Source organism: Macrococcoides bohemicum (assembly GCF_016865215.1).
Taxonomy (GTDB): domain Bacteria; phylum Bacillota; class Bacilli; order Staphylococcales; family Staphylococcaceae; genus Macrococcoides; species Macrococcoides bohemicum.
Window position 1 is genome coordinate 994,328 of record NZ_CP054482.1, and the last position, 20,571, is coordinate 1,014,898.

The window sequence follows — 20,571 nt, forward strand, 5'->3', positions numbered from 1 at the left end:
ATGGAAGATCAAATTATAGAAACGCCTCACTATGTAGAGGAAAAGAAAAAACGTCGCAAACGAAGACAACGTATTCAGCTTGCAATATTTTTAACAATCGTAGCAGTAGTTACTTTAATTTTACTGTACATGTTTACAAATATTAGTTACGTGAACAAAGTGTCTGTCAATAATACGGTACTAAATAGCAATGAAACTATTTTAAAGAAAGCTCAAATTTCAAATCGTGACCGTATTTATAGTCTCAACACAGGTGAAATATCAAGTGATATTGAATATTTAGATGGTGTAAAGTCTGCAACAGTAAAAAGACATTTTCCAAATAAAGTAGTAATCATCGTTGATGAATACAATGTGATCGGTGTTATACCAGATGGAAGCGAATTTCATCCAGTCTTAGAAAATGGTCAGATAATACATCAAATGAATTTTGATAGACCGAGTAACGCACCATTAATCAATAATTTTGGAAAAAAAGAATTAAACCAACTCATTAAAGTGTTAAATCATACAAAACCGGCAATTGTTAATCAAATTTCAGAAATCAACTTTGTTCCAAATGAACAGTCATCTGCACGTATTCAAATGTTTATGAAAGATGGTATTGAAGTTATAGGAGATTTAAGAACAATTTCTGATAAACTTGATTACTATCCAAGTATGGCTCAAAATATTGAACGCGATGAATCTGGTAAAATGATAAAACCTGGCATAATTGATTTAGAGGTCGGCGCAGTATTTATACCATATGAATCAAAGAAAGCTGAAACACGACGACTTGAAATGGAATCAGAAATGAAAGCTAATGAAGCAAAAGAGAAGGAAAAGGTAGAGAAAGCAGTACAAGATTTACAAAAGCAGTTAAATAACGTAAAACAAAACAACACATCAAATTAATATGAAAAATATATTGTATTAAACTTTATAAAAAATTATTTTATTCTGAAAAAAGCGTTTATAGTTTTCTGAATAAAGTCTATAATGTAATATTGATAGTGTATGTTAAACAAACATAAATAGGAGGTGCCTATCGATGGAAGAACATTACTATGTTTCTATAGATATTGGATCATCGAGCGTTAAGGTAGTTGTAGGCGAAAAATTTCATAATGGCATTAATGTGATAGGTACAGGTCAAACTTTTACTGATGGTATAAAAAAAGGTATGATTGATGATTTTGATGTCGCTAGTCATGCGATTAAAGATACAATTAAGAAAGCACAAATTGCATCAGGCATAGAGTTTGAAGATGTATTTTTAAAAATGCCGATTATTCATTCTGAAATTCATGATATTGAACATGAAATTACATTTAATGGTGAATCAACTGAAATTACTGGAGAGCATATTGAAGAAGTAATAGATGGCATTCGTGCAAAAAATACTTCGAATGAAATTGAAATTATCGGTGTTTTTCCGAAAATGTTTAAAGTTGACGACTTACATGAAGTAAGTGATCCGAAAGAAATGATTGCAACGCAAAGTTTATCGGTTGATGCTGGTGTAATTACAACAAATCGTTCAGTATTAATCAATACATTGAAATGCGTTGAAAGTTGTGGGGTACATGTATTAGATGTTTATTCTGATGCATATAATTATAAACATATCTTGACTCCAACTGAAGTAGAGCTAGGTGCAGTAGTCATAGATATAGGTGACCAGTTAACTCAGGTGGCATATTATGAACGTGGCAACTTATTTGACGCTGATAATATTCCAATGGCGGGAAGTCAGATTACAAATGATATTGCACAAGCGTTAAATACAACTTTTGATCAGGCTGAGAAAGTAAAAGAGCAGTATGGACATGCGTTTTATGATTTAGCTTCTGAACAAGATGTATTCACTGTAAATCAAGTAGATTCTAATGAACCGATGAGCTTTAATCAAAAAGATTTAAGCGATATCGTTGAAGCACGTGTTGAAGAAATATTTCTTGAAGTATTTGATTTACTTCAGGAGATGGGCTTGAATAAAATTAATGGTGGCTTTGTAATAACTGGTGGTACTGCTAACATGTTAGGTATTAAAGAATTATTATCTGATATGGTTAGTGAAAAAGTAAGAATTCATGTACCACAACAAATGGGAATTAGAAAGCCAGAATTTTCTTCGAGTATTTCTACAATCAATAGTGGTATTAGCTTTGATGAACTATTAGATTATGTTACAATTAATAATCATGAAACTACTTCTGAAGAGGAGTATGTTGAAGAGTACGTGGAAGAGAAACCAAAATCAAAAGGCTTTGATGGATTCTTTAAACGTAAAGCGAACAAAGATGTTGAAACAGAAACTTATACATCTAAAACGGTCGGCGCACGCGTCGAACGTGAAGATGGTACTTTTGAACAACCACAAGATGAAAATGAAAAACCAAGTGTAATGAAAAAAATTATGAAATCATTATTTGAATAATAATTGGCCACAATTATATAGGAGGAAAATTGAATGTTAGAATTTGAACAGGGCTTTAATCACTTAGCAACATTAAAAGTTATCGGTGTAGGGGGCGGCGGTAATAACGCTGTAAACCGAATGATCGATCACGGTATGAACAATGTAGAATTTATTGCAATCAATACTGATGGCCAAGCTTTAAACTTATCTAAAGCAACTTCTAAAATCCAAATCGGTGAAAAATTAACACGTGGCTTAGGAGCTGGAGCAAATCCTGAGATTGGTAAGAAAGCAGCTGAAGAGTCACGTGAACAAATTGAAGATGCAATCCAGGGTGCAGATATGGTATTTGTAACTGCTGGTATGGGTGGCGGAACTGGTACAGGTGCTGCACCAGTTGTAGCTAAAATTGCTAAAGAGATGGGTGCTTTAACAGTTGGTGTCGTTACGCGTCCTTTCTCATTTGAAGGCCGTAAACGTCAAACACAAGCTGCTGCGGGTGTTGAAGCAATGAAAGCTGCAGTAGATACATTAATCGTTATTCCAAATGATCGCTTATTAGACATCGTAGACAAATCAACGCCAATGATGGAAGCATTCAAAGAAGCAGATAACGTATTACGTCAAGGGGTACAAGGTATTTCTGATTTAATCGCAGTATCTGGTGAAGTAAACTTAGACTTCGCAGACGTTAAGACAATTATGAGTAACCAAGGTTCTGCTTTAATGGGTATCGGTGTATCTAGTGGTGAGAACCGTGCGATCGAAGCAGCGAAAAAAGCGATTTCTTCTCCATTACTTGAAACATCTATTGTGGGTGCTCAAGGGGTATTAATGAACATTACTGGTGGCGAATCATTAACGTTATTCGAAGCACAAGAAGCAGCTGATATCGTTCAGGACGCAGCTGACGAAGATGTTAATATGATCTTTGGTACAGTTATTAATCCAGAATTACAAGATGAAATCGTGGTAACAGTTATTGCAACTGGTTTCAATGACAAACCGACACGTAGTGTTGCTCCAACTGGTTTTGGAACACCACAACCACAACGTGAGACACGCTCAGAATCAGTTTCTCAACCACAACAAGCACAACCTGAAATAGAATCAAATAGAGATGATTTAGATGTTCCAGGTTTCTTAAAAGACCGTGGTACACGTCGTCGTAGAAGATAATTCACATAAATAATTGATTGACAATACATCCGAACAAACATAAGTCGCTCTTTGATTTCTGTTTGTTCGGTTTTTATATAATATGCCATATTGGAGGCACTTATGGAACCATTTCAATTAAAGAAACATACATATAACGTAGCTAATGATCACAATAAAGTGATTGGCATTACGAGTCGACATGGTGGGATTAGTGATTATCCTGAAGGTAGTTTAAACATGGCGTTATATATTGATGATGCACCGTTTAATGTCCATCATAATCAGGCGTTAGTAGCTAATGAAATTGGATTTAAAACGAGTGACTGGGTTTTTCCGATTCAAAAACATGGTAATAATATTCAGGAAGCTTTTTTAGAAGACAAGGGTACAAATGTTTTAGAGCTTACACCTAAATGGTTAGACGTTGATGGTTTATATACGAATGAAAAAGGTATACTACTAACAATGTGTTTTGCAGATTGTATTCCAGTTTACCTGTATAGTGTTAAAGATGACTTTATAGCATTGGGACATGCAGGATGGCGAGGTACAGTAGGATTAATCGTTGACCGACTTATAAAAGCATATACTGGTAATATAGATGACCTAAAATGTATCATTGGTCCGTCAGTCACTGCATCATGTTATGAAGTGAATGATGATATTAAACGACAATTTACTGAACTAAATCTAGAAATAGAAGATTGTTTCCAAATCAATAAAAATAATATGTTTGATATTAACCTACAGGAAATTAATACACGTATTGCGATGAATGCAGGGATTAAACAAGAAAATATAACTATCACAACACGTTGTACATCAACTGAGAATGAAGAATTTTTCTCATATCGTTTAGAAAAAGGTAAGACAGGTAGAATGTTAGCATATATTGGAACGAGGGATTAAAATGGAAGTTAAAGATAATCTGAAAGCTATCTTAAAAGATATTGAAGAGAGTAAGGTAAATTCACCTTATAATCAAACGCCGACAATTATTGCGGTAACAAAGTATGTTTCAACTGAACGTGCAAAAGAAGCTGTATCTGCTGGAATTAAAGATTTAGGTGAAAATCGAATCGAAGGATTTATTGAAAAAAAAGAAAACATCGACAACGTGACGATGCATTTCATCGGGTCTTTACAGACGAGAAAAGTTAAAGAAGTCATCAATCAGGTAGATTATCTACATTCATTAGATAGAATGAGTTTAGCTAAAGAAATTCAAAAACACGCAGACAAAAAAGTAAAATGTTTTATTCAGGTTAATGTAAGTGGAGAAGATAGCAAGCATGGTATTAGTCCTGAAGAGTTACAATCATTTACCCAAAGTTTAGCTGAATATGATAACATTGAGGTAGTAGGTTTAATGACAATGGCACCACTTGAAGCCAATGAAACAGAAATTAGATCTTATTTTAAACATTTAAAGCAATTACAATTAACAATTCAAGAACTGGTATTACCGCATGCACCATGTACTGAAACTTCAATGGGGATGAGTAATGATTATAAAATAGCGATAGAAGAAGGTGCGACGTTTATTCGTATAGGTACGAAACTCGTCGGTTAGGAGGGAATTTATGGCCATTAAAGATGTATTTAAAGGATTCTTCGTTTATGAAGATGAAGAAGAAGTCGTATATGAAGACAATACACCGAAAAAAGCTGTAGAATCAATTGAAAAAGAAAAAATTCAGTCAAGTAATGATAAAGCAGATAAAAAGATTGTCAAACAAGAAACTGTGTATCGCACGAAACCTGAACCGATAAAATCTAAAGTGAAAGTGAATGAGCGCAAAGTGAGTCAAAATAACGTTGTGAATATGCATGAGCAACCAACTTCTAGCATCTCTAAAGTGTGTCTATTTGAACCACGTGTATTCAGTGATACGCAGGATATTGCAGATGAACTTAAAAACCGACGTGCGACACTTGTTAACTTACAACGCATTGATAAAATCTCTGCAAAACGTATTATAGATTTTTTAAGTGGAACTGTATATGCGATTGGTGGAGACATTCAGCGTATCGGTGCAGACATCTTTTTATGTACACCTGATAATGTTGAAGTAGCTGGATCAATTACTGAAATGTTAGAAGCACCAGAAGATTATAATGAACAAGAGGAGTTTTAATGAGTACTTACGAAATAGCAGCAACTATATTATATTTTATTATTAGAGCCGTCGATATTTATACAATCGGTATGATAATTTATTTCTTTATGTCCTGGGTTCCAGGATTAAGAGAATCTGTGATTGGTGATTGGATGGGCAAAATTTATGAACCATTTTTAGAACCGTTCAGACGTATGATTCCTCCGATTGGAATGTTTGATATTTCAAGCATAGCAGCTTTGATTTTCCTGAACTTCTTTAAGTATGGACTCATTGCTATATATAACAATGTATTGCCTAATTTAATTTAGAGAAAAATCTCATTGCTATGAGATTTTTTTCATGTCAAAGTAAAAGAGGATATTATGAATTTATATCAGCATTTTAGAAATGAAGAAATAGAGATCGTAAAATATTTAGAAAGTTTAGTAGAACGTGCTGAATCTCAGTATTCACCTGTTCTAACACATTTTCTGGATCCACGTCAGCAGTTTATTTTAACAACACTTGTTAATCGAACGGAACTGAATGTATCTTTTTGTGGCGGACGTGGTGAGCGTGAGCGTATGCGCGCATTAATTTATCCTGAATATCACCAAGTCAGTCACGAGGATTTTGAGTTATCCATAATCGAAATTAAATATGCTGATAAATTTGTAACATTAACACATCGTAATGTGTTAGGTGCACTCATGTCTATCGGTTTCAAACGTGATTTATTAGGTGATATACTCGTCGGGGAAAAGATTCAGTTTGTAATTGCATCACATTTAAAAGACTTTGTATTTCAGAATTTAACGAAATTAAAAGGTTCTAGTATTAAGTTGTTTGAAATTGATAGAGAAGCAATGGTAGATACTTCCGAACCATTTTCTTCACACCAATCAACAGTTTCTAGTTTACGTCTTGATAATATTGTTGCTTTAATGATTAATAAATCACGCAGTATCGCACAAAAACATATTGAAGCTGAGCACGTAAAAGTGAATCATGTTGTTATTGACAAGACAAGTTTCAATGTTGAAACGAATGATTTGATTTCAATAAAAGGATATGGTCGTGGTAGAATAGAAGCAATCGGAGATCGTACGAAGAAGGATAAGATTCGTATAACTTATGGTACGATGTTTAATTAAATATGAGGTGACATTATGAAATTTAGTCCGGAAGAAATTCAAAATAAATCATTTAATATAGTGCATAAAGGTTTAAATGAAAATGAAGTTAGAGATTATTTGAAATCTTTAAGTGATGAACTTGAAACAATGCGTCGAGAAAAAAAGATGTTAGAACAATTAATCGCTGATAAAGATGAAAATATAACGAGATTTAAAAATGTCGAAAATACAATTTCAGAGGCTTTAATCGTAGCACAAAAAGCAGGAGACGAAATTAAAGCAAGTGCTGGTATGCAGGCTGATGTAATTATCCAGGATGCAAAGAATCACGCAGAACTCATAAAGAAAGATGCGATGCAGCAAGCGAGAGAAATTGCTTTTCAGACTGAAGATATGAAACGTCAGTCAAAAATCTTTAGAGCTCGTTTTAAAATGTTAGTTGAAGCACAGTTAGATTTGTTGAAGAGTGAAGACTGGGACCATTTATTAAATTATGATTTAGAAATGAAACCATTAGAAGAATAATTTAAGAAATTTTATTTATTATTTATTTTCACTTATCAAATGAATAAAAACGTGATAGTATAAAGAATAATCAAAATAATCTTATAGAACCGTATCTATTGATGACATGCACAGCGAATTAGGGTGAGTGGGAGCCTAATCATTGATAAATAGATAAGATCAGTCTATATTCAATTAAATATATTAAAGAGAACTCTTAAGTTGAGTTAATTCAGGTGGTACCGCGGATTCGTTCGTCCTGAAGAAATCAGCTTAAGTGTTTTTTTATTATACAGGAGGAATATTAAATGGATTATAAAGACACATTATTAATGCCAAAAACAGATTTTCCAATGCGTGGAGGATTACCTAACAAGGAACCTCAAATTCAAAGTAGCTGGGATGAAAAAAATCTATATGAAAAATTATTAAAGAAAAATGAAGGTAAAACACCATATATTTTACATGATGGCCCACCGTACGCGAATGGACAGATTCATATGGGACATGCATTAAATAAAATTATTAAAGACTTTATCACGCGTTATAAAGCAATGAATGGTTTTTATACGCCTTATGTTCCTGGTTGGGATACGCATGGTTTACCGATTGAACAAGCTTTAACTAAAAAGGGTGTCAATCGTAAGGAAATGTCTACTGCTGAATTCCGCGAATTATGTCGTAAGTATGCATTAGAACAAGTTGAATTACAAAAAGCAGACTTCAAACGTCTTGGCGTAAATGGTGACTGGGAACATCCTTACATTACATTACAGGAAAAATTTGAAGCAGAACAAATTAGACTTTTCGGAGAAATGGCTAAAAAGGGTTATATCTATAAAGGTAAGAAGCCAGTTTACTGGTCTCCATCTAGTGAATCATCATTAGCAGAAGCTGAGATTGAATATCAGGATAAAAAATCTGCATCTATTTATGTTGCATTTGATACAGTTGATGGACGTGGCATCGTTGACGATGGTGTTAAATTTGTAATCTGGACAACTACACCGTGGACAATCCCTGCTAACGTTGCAATCTCTTTAAATCCAGAGTTAACGTATGTACAAGTAGCGATTGATGGTAACGCTTATATCGTTGCGCAAGCATTGCTTGATAACGTGTGTGAAGCAATCGGCTGGGATAAAGAAAATGTTGTACTCGAAAAAGAATTTAAAGGTTCAGAATTAGAATTGATTGAAACACAGCATCCTTTAATTGAAGATAGAAAATCAATCATCATCTTAGGTGATCACGTTACTACAGATGCCGGGACCGGCTGTGTTCACACTGCACCTGGTCATGGTGAAGATGACTTTATCGTTGGACAAAAATATGACTTACCGGTTATTTCACCAGTTGATGATAAAGGGGTATTTACAAAAGAAGCTGGAGAATTTGAAGGATTATTCTATGATAAAGCGAATCCAGTTATCACTGAGCGTTTAAAAGAAGTTGGCGCATTATTAAAATTAGATTTCTTCACGCATTCATATCCTCATGACTGGCGAACTAAAAAACCTGTAATCTTCCGTGCAACACCACAATGGTTTGCGTCAATTAATAAAGTGCGTCAGGATATCTTAGATGCTATCGATGAGACTGAATTTAAAGTTGAATGGGGTAAAAAACGTATTTATAATATGATTCGTGACCGAGGAGACTGGGTAATTTCACGTCAACGTGTTTGGGGTGTGCCTTTACCTGTATTCTATGCAGAGAATGGTGACATTATCATGGATGAAGCGGTAATTGAACATATTGCAACATTATTTGAAGAACACGGTTCTAATGTTTGGTATGAAAGAGACGCAAAAGATTTATTACCTGAAGGATTTACACATCCTGGAAGTCCTAATGGTGAATTTACTAAAGAAACAGATATCATGGACGTATGGTTTGATTCAGGTTCAAGTCACCGTGGTGTATTAGAAGCTAGACCTGAATTAACATTCCCAGCCGATATGTATTTTGAAGGCAGTGACCAGTATCGTGGATGGTTCAACTCATCAATCACTACTGCAGTTGCTACACGCGGCATGTCACCATATAAGAAATTATTATCTCATGGTTTCGTAATGGACGGACAAGGCCGTAAGATGAGTAAATCATTAGGAAATACAATTCTACCTGAAAAAGTTGTAAAACAAATGGGTGCAGATATCATTCGTCTATGGGTAATGTCTGTAGATTACTTAGCAGACGTACGTATCTCTGACGACATTTTAAAACAAGTTTCTGAAGTATACCGTAAAATCCGTAATACGTTTAAATTCTTATTAGGTAACGTGAATGATTTCAATCCTGAAACAGATGCAGTTGCTTATGAAGATTTAAAAGAAATCGATCAGTTTATGTTAAACAAATTGTATAATTTCGTTAACAAAGCACATAATCATTATGAAAATAATGACTATCTTGATATTTATCAGGAATTACAAAACTTTATCAATGTAGAATTAAGTAACTTCTACCTAGATTACGGTAAAGATATTCTTTACATCGAAGCAGCAGATAGTCATGTTCGTCGTAGCATGCAGACTGTTGTATATGAAGTATTAACTTCGTTAACGAAAGTTTTAGCGCCAATTATTCCGCATACAGCAGAAGAAATCTGGAGTCACACACCACATGTTACTGAAGAAAGTGTTCATTTAACGGATATGCCTGCAGTTCATGATGTGGATCATGCATTAATCGAGAAATGGTCTAGATTCCTGGAACTTCGTGATGATGTGCTAAAAGGTATCGAAAACTTACGTAATGAAAAAGTAATCGGAAAACCTTTAGAAGCAAAAGTTACTGTATTTACTGAAAATGCTGATGATTTAGCATTACTTCAATCATTTGATAACTTAAATCAATTGTTTATCGTTTCTCAGGCAAAAGTAAGTGATAGTGCAATTGGTACGCAATATACAAACTTAAACGTATTAGTAGAACGTGCTGACGGTGAAAAATGTGAAAGATGCTGGAATTACTCAACTGAAATTACAGCAGAAGATCACGATTTCCCACATGTATGTCCAAGATGTTTAAGTGTTTTAGAAAGTAAATAATATAGTGAATCCCGAGCGTACTATTGTGAGTGCGTTCGGGATTTTTAATTATGAATGTCATTAAGGTGTTTCGTAACCATTTATAAAATTATAAAATGTAATTATATTATGTAAATTAATATTGCGTTTCAAAAACAAAAACAGACTTACCCATAAAAATGTGTTAAAATACTAAAGATTGGAGTGAAATTATGAACAAGCGATATAACCTAACATTGATGTCTATTTTAGCGATATTTTTAATCGCGATGGATCAGATAACGAAATATATTATTGTTAAAACAATGAAAATCGGTGACAGTATTTCTATAATTGGTGATATTTTAAAAATTACATCACATAGAAACCATGGTGCTGCATGGGGTATGTTACAAAATCAAATGACTTTCTTTTATATTATTACAGTTATCGTGTTAGTAGCGATTGCTTTCTTTTATTATAAAGAAGCAATGTTTAATCCGATGATGCAACTTGGCTTAACTTTAATTTTTGCTGGTGCTATCGGTAATTTTATTGATCGTCTAATACGTGGAAATGTTGTAGATTTTATTGATACGAAGATTATCAATTATGATTTCCCGATTTTTAATGTGGCTGATGGCTGTTTAACAATTGGTGTTATTGTCTTACTCTATGACATGTTATTTAACCAAAAAGAGGAGAAAAGTAATGGAAACATATAATTTTTTAATTGAAGAAGAAGAAGTAGGGACAAGAATTGATCGTTACTTGACAGATATGAATGAAGATTGGTCACGTAACCAAATTCAGGACTGGATCAAACTAGATTTAGTAATCGTTAACGGAAAACCAGTAAAAGCGAACTATAAACTTCGCTTGGACGATGAAATCGTTGTTACTGAAAAACCTGTAGAGGAAATTGATTTGCAAGCTGAAGACTTAGGTATTGAAATTTACTATGAAGATAAAGATGTTGCAATTGTCTATAAACCAAAAGGTATGGTAGTGCATCCGGCGCCTGGTCATCCGAATGGTACTTTAGTAAATGGATTGATGTATGCGATTAAAGATTTATCAGGCATTAACGGCGAGATTCGTCCGGGTATCGTTCATCGTATCGATAAGGATACATCTGGATTACTTATGATTGCTAAAAATGATATCGCACATCGCGGACTTGTAGAACAATTGGTTGATAAGTCTGTAACGCGTAAATATACTGCACTAGTACACGGTGTCATTCCACATGAATTTGGTACAATTGATGCACCGATTGGGCGTAATGTGCGTGATCGTCAGGAAATGGCGATTGTAGATAATGGTAAGCAGGCAGTCACACATTTCAATGTAATCGAAACATTTGATAAATATACTTTAGTAGAGTGTGTATTAGAAACTGGACGCACACACCAAATTCGTGTACATATGAAGCACATTGGTTTCCCATTAGTTGGCGACCCTAAATATGGACCGAAGAAAACGATGGATATTGATGGACAAGCGTTGCATGCTGGTGTCATTGGATTTGAACATCCAGTTACTGGTGAATACATTGAACGTACAGCACCAATTCCAGAATATTTTGAGGAAATTTTAACGAAACTTAGAAAATAAAATGTAATTTTTCTATGATGATTGACATTGAAATTAATAGTGCTATTATTAAATGTAATAAATCACACGTTAATGCTTTTAATTAAGTCCAGAGAGGCTTAAAAGGCGTCGAGGAATCCTCACGTCTATTTGACGTGAGGATTTTTTGAGGAGGGAATTAATATGGATAAAAGAATCGTGCTGGATGATAAAGCGGTTGACCGTACGTTAACACGTATTGCGCATGAAATTCTTGAAAATAATAAAGGCGCAGATAATCTAGTACTACTCGGTATTCGTACACGTGGCATTTATCTTGCTAACCGTATTCAGTCAAAAATTGAACGTATCGATGGTGTTATAGTACCTACAGGTATTTTAGATGTAACAAATTATCGTGATGATAAGACTGATCGGATCAGTTCAGATGTTATAGCTTACGAGATTGATACTGATATGAACAATCAACATGTTGTGATTGTTGATGATGTTCTTTTCACAGGTAGAACAGTACGTGCTTCACTTGATGCGATATTAGATCATGTGCGTCCAAAACGCATCAGTCTGGCAACGCTTGTAGACAGAGGACATCGTGAATTGCCAATTCGCGCTGATTTTATCGGTAAAAACATTCCAACGGCAACTTCAGAAGAAGTCATAGTCTTATTAGATGAAGTCGATGAACGAACACAAGTTTATATTAAATAACTCTTTTAAGTTGGTGCGAGACACCTGCAAAGGGTTTAAGTGAGTAATAGACACTTAAGTCTCTTTGCATGTGCAAAGAGACTTTTTTTATTGAAAAAAAGGGAGGAAATTATGAATTCTACAAATGAAGAAATTTACGAAAGAACTGTTGAACCTGTACTCGATGTAAACGAAAAACCGAAAGCAAGTCAATGGTTCTTATTAAGTTCGCAACATTTATTTGCAATGTTTGGTGCAACCGTATTAGTACCTTATTTAACAGGATTACCTGTATCAGCTGCGTTAATTGCGTCTGGTCTAGGGACATTACTCTATATATTAATTACAAAAGGAAAAATTCCTGCTTATTTAGGCTCAAGTTTCGCATTCATCACACCAATTATCGTGGGTCTTAAAACCCATGAGATGGGTGAAATGTTAATGGCACTTTTCATGAGTGGTTTAATGTATGTCATCATCGGATTGATAATCAAAATGGTTGGTGTCAATTGGTTACTTAAGCTTTTACCACCGGTTGTAGTTGGGCCAGTTATTATGGTCATTGGTTTAGGGTTAGCACCAGTAGCAGTTAATATGGCAATGTATACAGATAGTGGAGCAATGAAGGGCTATAACCTTACATATTTAAGTATTGCATTGATTACACTGCTAACAGTAATTATTTTTTCTGTGGCAGTAAAAGGATTCTTATCAATTATTCCAGTCCTTATTGGAATAATCGTTGGATATATTACATCGATAATTTTAGGCGTTGTAGATTTCACAGGTATAGAAAAAGCACAATGGTTTGAAGCCCCTAAAGTATATTTACCATATGTTAATTATGAACCACAGTTTGATTGGGTATTGATAATGATTATGTTACCAATCGTATTCGTAACGGTTAGTGAGCATATTGGTCATCAAATCGTTATTAATAAAATTGTAGGTCGTAACTTCTTTAAAAATCCTGGATTACACCGAAGTTTAATGGGTGATGGAATTTCAACCATGGTCGCTTCACTGATTGGTGGACCACCAAGTACAACTTATGGTGAAAACATTGGCGTTCTTGCTATTACAAGAATTTATAGTATATGGGTGATCGGTGGTGCAGCAGTCCTTGCACTTATCTTAGGATTTGTAGGTAAATTTACAGCGCTTGTATCAAGTATTCCCACTCCAGTAATGGGTGGTGTGTCAATCCTGTTATTCGGTATTATCGCTTCAAGTGGTTTACGTATGCTCGTTGAATCGAAAGTGGATTTTGGCGATAAGCGAAACTTAGTCATCGCTTCTGTCATTTTAGTTTTAGGGATTGGTAAAGCCCATATTGATTTAACGGTGAATCAAATTCATTTAAATATTGAAGGTATGGCGTTAGCAGCACTTGCAGGTATTATTTTAAACGCTATCTTGCCTGAATCAAAAACACATGAAGATTACTAAAAAAATACAATAAAATAAAAAGGGGCTATTTACTTTGAGACATTTACATTCGATCACAGATTTATCTAACGAAGCAATCATGACTACGATTCAACGTGCAATCGATATTAAAAATGGTAATGTCGCAAATTTTTCAGAAATTTATGCAGCAAACCTGTTTTTTGAAAACTCTACACGTACAAAATGTTCATTCGAAGTGGCAGAACGTAAATTAGGTATGCAAGTGATACCATTTGAAACTGGTACTTCGTCAGTAACAAAAGGTGAAAGTCTTTATGATACGTGCAAAACAATGGAAAGCATCGGATGTAACGTTTTAGTCATCCGTCATCCAGAGAATGATTACTATAAACAGTTAGATGGATTAAATATACCAATTGTTAATGGTGGTGACGGGTCAGGACAGCATCCAACGCAATGTTTATTAGATTTGATGACGATTTATGAAGAGTTCGGAAAGTTCGATGGTTTAAAAGTAGTGATTTGCGGAGATATCTTGAACTCACGTGTTGCACGAAGTAACTTCGATGCTTTAACTCGTTTAGGTGCAGAGGTTAAGTTTGTGGCTCCAGATGCCTGGATTGATAACTCAATACCTGTTGAATACGTTAATATTGATGATGTGATAGAGGAAGTGGATGTTTGTATGTTACTGCGCGTACAACATGAACGTCATGATAAAGCATCATCGTTTACGAAAGAAGAATATAATAACAGTTTTGGTCTTAATCAAGCGCGTTATGATAAGTTAAAAGATAATGCAATTATATTACATCCTGCACCTGTTAATCGCGATGTTGAAATAGCAAGTGAACTAGTAGAAGCACCGAAAGCGAGAATCTTTAAACAAATGGAGAATGGTGTATATACTCGCATGAGTATATTATCTCAAGTCATTGAAGGAAATCAGTAAAACATGTAATAAGAATTAGAAAATTGTAAAATAAACATAAATCATATTTTAAGGAGTGCATACTATGTCAACATTACTTAGAGGCGGCAAAATATTAATTAATGGTGAATTAATAGAACGAGATATTAGAATTAAGGATGGAAAGATTACTGAAATCGGTGAAAAATTAAATGTCTACGATTCAAAAATTATCGATCTAAACGGACAATTTGTATCTCAAGGTTTTGTCGATGTGCACGTTCATTTACGTGAACCAGGTGGCGAACATAAAGAAACGATTGAAACAGGTACAAAAGCTGCAGCACGTGGGGGATTCACAACTGTATGCCCGATGCCAAATACGCGTCCTGTACCAGATTCAGTAGAAAACCTGGAGGCATTAAACGCTTCAATTGAAAAGAATGCGAAAGTTCGTGTATTACCATATGCTTCTATCTCTGTGCGACAAAAAGGTGAAGAACTTGTTGATTTTACAGCATTAAAAGAACATGGGGCATTCGCTTTTACAGATGATGGTGTCGGCGTACAAACTGCGTCAGTAATGTATGAAGCGATGCAACAAGCAGCAGCACTTGATATGGCAATTGTTGCACATTGTGAAGATAATTCACTTATTTATGGCGGTGCGATGCATGAAGGTAAAGTGAGCAATGCATTAAATATTCCGGGTATCCCATCAATTTGTGAAGCGGTTCAAATTGCTCGTGACGTCTTACTTGCTGAAGCAGCTGATTGTCACTACCATGTATGTCACGTGTCAAGTAAAGAAAGTGTTCGAGTCATTCGTGATGCGAAACGTGCAGGCATTAAAGTCACTGCAGAAGTTACACCACATCACTTATTATTGAATGAAGAAGTAATTACGAAAGATGACGCGATTCTTAAAATGAACCCGCCGTTACGTGCAAAAGAAGATCAGGAAGCGTTAATTGAAGCGCTATTAGATGGCACGATTGATTTTATCGCAACAGATCATGCACCACACGCTGCTGATGAAAAAGCACAATCGATGACGAAAGCACCTTTTGGTATCGTTGGTAGCGAAACAGCATTCCCATTACTATATACAAAGTTCGTTAAAAATGGAGACTGGACTTTACAGCAATTGATTGATTATTTAGCAGTAAAACCTGGTGAAGTATTTAACTTACCATATGGCAAACCATTAGAAGTTGACGCTATCGCAGATATTACTGTTATTGACTTAGATGAAGCGTATGAAATAAAAGCTGAAGATTTCTTGTCAAAATCAAGTAACACACCATTTATCGGTGAAAAAGTATTCGGTAACGTAACGAAGACATTTGTAGAAGGACAATTAGCTTATGAGGGGGCACACCATGCGTAATAAAAAATATTTAGTATTAGAAGACGGTACAGTTTTTAATGGCTATGCATTTGGTAGCGATAAAGAAGTAGTTGGAGAAATCGTATTTAACACTGCGATGACAGGTTATCAGGAAACATTGTCTGATCCATCTTATACTGGACAAATCATTACTTTCACTTATCCGTTAATCGGTAACTATGGTATTAACAGAGATGACTTTGAAACATTAAATCCATCATTAAAGGCGATGGTTATTCGTGAATTATGTGATTTTCCAAGTAACTTTAGAAATACTGCAAGCCTTGATGAAATATTAAAAAGTTATGATGTGCCTGGTATTGACGGTGTTGATACACGTCAATTAACTCGAATCATTAGACAGCATGGTGTCTTACGTGCAGCGCTAATCAATGATGCTTCTAAAGTTGATGAAACGATTGCATCGTTAAAAACAACTGAGTTACCTACAGATGAAGTCGCACAAGTCTCTACAAAAACACCATACATCTCAACAGGTAGTGACTTACGTGTTGTACTAATCGACTTTGGTAAAAAAGAAAATATCGTTCGAGAATTAAACTTACGTGGCTGTGACGTTACTGTAATGCCTTATACTACAACTGCTGAAGAAATCTTACGTGTACAACCGGATGGGGTAATGCTTTCAAACGGGCCAGGTAATCCAGAAGTTGTGACTGAGGGAATTGAAATGATTAAAGGAATTTTAGGAAAAGTGCCATTCTTCGGTATTTGTTTAGGACATCAATTATTCAGCTTAGCGTGTGGCGCAACGACTTTCAAATTAAAATTCGGTCACCGAGGAGCGAATCATCCTGTTAAAAATTTAGCAACGGGTAAGATTGAAATAACGTCTCAAAACCATGGTTATGCAGTTGATGCTGATTCTATTACAAATACAGATCTAGAAATTACGCATATCGCTTTAAACGATGGCACTGTTGAAGGTGTTAAACATAAAACGGTACCAGCATTTTCGGTACAATATCACCCTGAAGCATCTCCGGGGCCACATGATCCAAACTATTTATTTGATGAATTTATCGATTTAATGACTAACTTTAAGGAGCGAACAAAATAATGCCTAAACGTAATGATATTAAAACAATTCTAGTGATTGGATCAGGTCCAATTATTATCGGTCAAGCAGCAGAATTTGACTACGCCGGTACACAAGCATGTCTTGCCTTAAAAGAAGAAGGATACAAAGTTATTCTTGTGAACTCAAATCCAGCAACCATCATGACAGATACAGAAATTGCAGATAAAGTTTATATCGAACCATTAACATTAGATTTCGTTGCGCGTATCATTCGTAAAGAACAACCAGATGCTTTACTGCCAACATTAGGTGGTCAAACAGGGTTAAATATGGCTGTTCAATTAGAAGAAGCGGGTATCTTAAAAGAAAACAACGTTAAACTATTAGGTACAGAATTATCCTCTATCAACCAGGCAGAAGATAGAGACTTATTCAGAAGCTTAATGTACGAATTAGATGTGCCGGTACCTGAAAGTGATATCGTTAATACGGTTGAACAAGCAGTTGATTTTGGAAATGAAATTGGTTACCCAGTAATTGTACGCCCGGCATTTACGATGGGTGGTACAGGTGGGGGTATTTGTCACGATGAGAGAGAATTAATTGAAATCGTAACGAATGGTTTAAAATATTCACCAGTAACACAATGTTTAATTGAAAAATCAATCGCAGGCTATAAAGAAATTGAGTACGAAGTAATGAGAGACTCAAATGATAATGCAATTGTAGTTTGTAATATGGAAAATATTGATCCGGTGGGTATTCATACGGGTGATTCAATCGTAGTTGCACCTTCACAAACATTAAGCGATAAAGAATATCACATGTTACGTGACGTATCATTAAGAATCATTCGTGCGTTAAAAATTGAAGGAGGATGTAACGTACAGTTAGCATTAGATCCACATTCATTTAATTATTATATTATCGAAGTTAATCCACGTGTATCACGTTCATCAGCATTAGCTTCGAAAGCAACAGGATATCCAATTGCAAAGCTGGCAGCGAAGATAGCGGTCGGTCTAACATTAGATGAAATGTTAAATCCGGTAACAGGTACGAGCTATGCAGCATTTGAACCAGCGCTTGACTATGTCGTATCTAAAATTCCACGTTTCCCATTCGATAAATTTGAAAAAGGTGAACGTGTATTAGGAACACAAATGAAAGCAACTGGGGAAGTCATGGCTATCGGACGTACTTATGAAGAGTCATTATTAAAGGCAATTCGTTCTTTAGAATATGGTGTACACCATTTAGGATTACCGAACGGTGAAAACTTCGAATTGGATTTCATTGAAAAACGTATTAAAGAACAAGATGATGAGCGTTTATTCTTTATTGGTGAAGCAATTCGTCGTGGAATTTCTTTAGATGATATTCATGAATGGACGAAGATTGATTACTTCTTCTTAAATAAATTCCAACATATTATCGATATTGAGCATGACCTAAAGGGACATATTGGCGATATTGATCGTTTAGAATGGGCAAAAAAATATGGCTTTAGCGACCGTGTTATTGCACATCGCTGGAATATGACTGAACGTGAAATCTATGATTTAAGACAAGCAAATAACATCAATCCAGTATTTAAGATGGTTGATACATGTGCATCAGAATTTGAATCTAATACACCATACTTCTATGGTACTTATGAAAATGAAAATGAATCTATTGTAAGTGACAAGAAGAAAGTCATCGTATTAGGATCTGGACCTATTCGTATCGGTCAAGGGGTAGAATTTGATTATGCGACAGTGCATGCTGTATGGGCAATTCGTGAAATGGGTTATGAAGCAATTATCATTAACAATAACCCTGAAACTGTGTCAACGGACTTCTCTATCTCAGATAAATTATACTTTGAACCTTTAACTGAAGAAGATGTTATGAACATTATTAACCTTGAAAAACCTGAAGGTGTAGTCGTTCAGTTCGGTGGACAAACTGCAATCAACTTAGCAGAGAAATTAACGAAATATGGTGTAAAAGTATTAGGGACTTCTTTAGAAAACTTAGATCGTGCTGAAGACCGTAAAGAATTTGAAGCGTTAATGCAAAGAATTGAAATTCCTCAACCATTAGGTAAAACAGCAACGTCTGTAGAAGAAGCGGTAGATAACGCTAACTTTATCGGTTATCCGGTACTTGTTCGTCCATCATACGTATTAGGTGGTCGCGCGATGGAAATCGTATATAATGAGCCAGAACTTGTGGATTATATGAATAGAGCAGTTAAAGCAAGTCCAGAACATCCGGTATTAATTGACCGTTACTTGACAGGTAAAGAAATTGAAGTAGATGCAATCTGTGATGGTAAGACAGTGGTGATTCCAGGTATTATGGAACATATTGAACGTGCTGGGGTTCACTCTGGTGACTCAATCGCAGTTTACCCACCACAAACATTAACTGAAAAACAAATCGATACGTTAGTAGACTACACAACACGCTTAGCGCATGGTTTAGAAATCGTAGGATTATTAAACATTCAATTTGTTATTGCGGATGAAGAAGTTTATGTATTAGAAGTAAACCCACGTGCATCTCGTACAGTTCCATTCTTAAGTAAGATTACAGATGTTCCGATGGCGAATATCGCGATGAAAGGTATTTTAGGAGAGTCATTACTGGATAAAGGTTACAAAGAAGGTTTAGTACCATTCAAAGATGGCGTATTCGTAAAAGCACCTGTATTCAGTTTCTCAAAACTTAAAAATGTTGATATTACATTAGGACCAGAGATGAAATCAACAGGTGAAGTTATGGGGAAAGATAAAACGCTTGAAAAAGCATTATACAAAGGGCTAGTAGCAAGTGGATTGCAGGTAAAAGATCATGGTACAGCGTTAATCACTGTAGCAGATAAAGACAAACAGGAAGCGCTGGGACTTGTAAAACGATTACATGAAATTGGCTACCGTATTATGGCAACGAGTGGTACTGCTAAACTATTAAAAGAGAATAATATTCCGGCGGTAGAAGTAAGTAAGATAGGTACAGAATTTAACTTATTAGATGTTATTCGTGATGGACATGTTCAAATTGTTATTAACACAATGACAAATGGTAAGCAAACTGAACGTGATGGCTTCCAGATTAGACGTGATTCTGTTGATAATGGTGTACCTTGCTTAACATCATTAGATACTGCACGTGCATTAATTGAAGTGATTGAGAGTATGACATTTAATATGAATCAAATGTAGGAG

Annotated in this window: 18 protein-coding genes; all 18 read left to right on the forward strand. The window is 35.1% G+C overall.

Going from position 1 to position 20,571, the window contains the following annotated elements; all coding sequences use genetic code 11:
- The 18 genes from HT586_RS05170 to carB all read left to right on the forward strand — a co-directional run bounded on the left by HT586_RS05170 (nt 1) and on the right by carB (nt 20,568).
- Entirely contained in the window at nt 1-897 is an 897-nt protein-coding gene (locus HT586_RS05170; protein ID WP_203546430.1) for a cell division protein FtsQ/DivIB, read from the forward strand.
- Nucleotides 898-1,033: 136 nt separating this feature from the next.
- Nucleotides 1,034-2,422: a cell division protein FtsA gene (ftsA, locus tag HT586_RS05175; protein WP_096076847.1), complete on the forward strand. Its 1,389-nt coding sequence runs from the start codon at nt 1,034-1,036 to the stop codon at nt 2,420-2,422.
- A gap of 33 nt (nt 2,423-2,455) precedes the next feature.
- Complete coding sequence (gene ftsZ, locus HT586_RS05180) at nt 2,456-3,583, forward strand: cell division protein FtsZ (RefSeq protein ID WP_096076846.1); 1,128 nt, start codon at nt 2,456-2,458, stop codon at nt 3,581-3,583.
- Nucleotides 3,584-3,685: 102 nt separating this feature from the next.
- Nucleotides 3,686-4,474, forward strand: coding sequence for a peptidoglycan editing factor PgeF (gene pgeF, locus HT586_RS05185; protein ID WP_203546431.1), 789 nt, complete (start codon nt 3,686-3,688; stop codon nt 4,472-4,474).
- A 1-nt stretch (nt 4,475) separates the two neighbouring features.
- Entirely contained in the window at nt 4,476-5,138 is a 663-nt protein-coding gene (locus tag HT586_RS05190) for a YggS family pyridoxal phosphate-dependent enzyme (RefSeq protein ID WP_203546432.1), read from the forward strand.
- A gap of 10 nt (nt 5,139-5,148) precedes the next feature.
- Nucleotides 5,149-5,703 (forward strand): cell division protein SepF, encoded by a 555-nt coding sequence (locus HT586_RS05195; RefSeq protein WP_203546433.1) that lies wholly within the window; start codon nt 5,149-5,151, stop codon nt 5,701-5,703.
- Nucleotides 5,703-5,996 (forward strand): YggT family protein, encoded by a 294-nt coding sequence (locus HT586_RS05200; RefSeq protein WP_133353504.1) that lies wholly within the window; start codon nt 5,703-5,705, stop codon nt 5,994-5,996. Before HT586_RS05195 ends, HT586_RS05200 begins: the two co-directional genes overlap by 1 nt.
- A gap of 54 nt (nt 5,997-6,050) precedes the next feature.
- The gene (locus HT586_RS05205) at nt 6,051-6,821 is read left to right on the forward strand and encodes a YlmH family RNA-binding protein (protein WP_133353503.1); all 771 of its coding nucleotides are present in this window, start codon (nt 6,051-6,053) and stop codon (nt 6,819-6,821) included.
- 15 nt (nt 6,822-6,836) lie between these two features.
- A complete protein-coding gene (locus HT586_RS05210; protein WP_133353502.1) occupies nt 6,837-7,328 on the forward strand; it encodes a DivIVA domain-containing protein in 492 nt (163 codons plus the stop codon).
- Nucleotides 7,329-7,615: 287 nt separating this feature from the next.
- The gene (ileS, locus tag HT586_RS05215) at nt 7,616-10,363 is read left to right on the forward strand and encodes an isoleucine--tRNA ligase (protein WP_203546434.1); all 2,748 of its coding nucleotides are present in this window, start codon (nt 7,616-7,618) and stop codon (nt 10,361-10,363) included.
- Between the two features lie 191 nt (nt 10,364-10,554).
- Nucleotides 10,555-11,046, forward strand: a complete 492-nt coding sequence (gene lspA, locus HT586_RS05220) for a signal peptidase II (protein ID WP_203546435.1) — start codon at nt 10,555-10,557, stop codon at nt 11,044-11,046.
- Nucleotides 11,033-11,938, forward strand: a complete 906-nt coding sequence (locus HT586_RS05225; RefSeq protein WP_133353499.1) for an RluA family pseudouridine synthase — start codon at nt 11,033-11,035, stop codon at nt 11,936-11,938. Before lspA ends, HT586_RS05225 begins: the two co-directional genes overlap by 14 nt.
- Before the next feature lie 162 nt (nt 11,939-12,100).
- On the forward strand, nt 12,101-12,625 hold the full coding sequence (pyrR, locus tag HT586_RS05230; RefSeq protein WP_203546436.1) for a bifunctional pyr operon transcriptional regulator/uracil phosphoribosyltransferase PyrR: 525 nt from the start codon (nt 12,101-12,103) through the stop codon (nt 12,623-12,625).
- 111 nt (nt 12,626-12,736) lie between these two features.
- Nucleotides 12,737-14,053, forward strand: a complete 1,317-nt coding sequence (locus HT586_RS05235) for a uracil-xanthine permease family protein (protein WP_096076835.1) — start codon at nt 12,737-12,739, stop codon at nt 14,051-14,053.
- Nucleotides 14,054-14,087: 34 nt separating this feature from the next.
- Nucleotides 14,088-14,966 (forward strand): aspartate carbamoyltransferase catalytic subunit, encoded by an 879-nt coding sequence (locus HT586_RS05240; RefSeq protein WP_203546437.1) that lies wholly within the window; start codon nt 14,088-14,090, stop codon nt 14,964-14,966.
- A gap of 64 nt (nt 14,967-15,030) precedes the next feature.
- Nucleotides 15,031-16,314, forward strand: coding sequence for a dihydroorotase (locus tag HT586_RS05245; RefSeq protein ID WP_133353498.1), 1,284 nt, complete (start codon nt 15,031-15,033; stop codon nt 16,312-16,314).
- Nucleotides 16,307-17,395, forward strand: coding sequence for a glutamine-hydrolyzing carbamoyl-phosphate synthase small subunit (carA, locus tag HT586_RS05250; RefSeq protein WP_203546438.1), 1,089 nt, complete (start codon nt 16,307-16,309; stop codon nt 17,393-17,395). Before HT586_RS05245 ends, carA begins: the two co-directional genes overlap by 8 nt.
- Entirely contained in the window at nt 17,395-20,568 is a 3,174-nt protein-coding gene (carB, locus tag HT586_RS05255) for a carbamoyl-phosphate synthase large subunit (RefSeq protein ID WP_096076831.1), read from the forward strand. Before carA ends, carB begins: the two co-directional genes overlap by 1 nt.
- Nucleotides 20,569-20,571 lie beyond the last annotated feature (3 nt).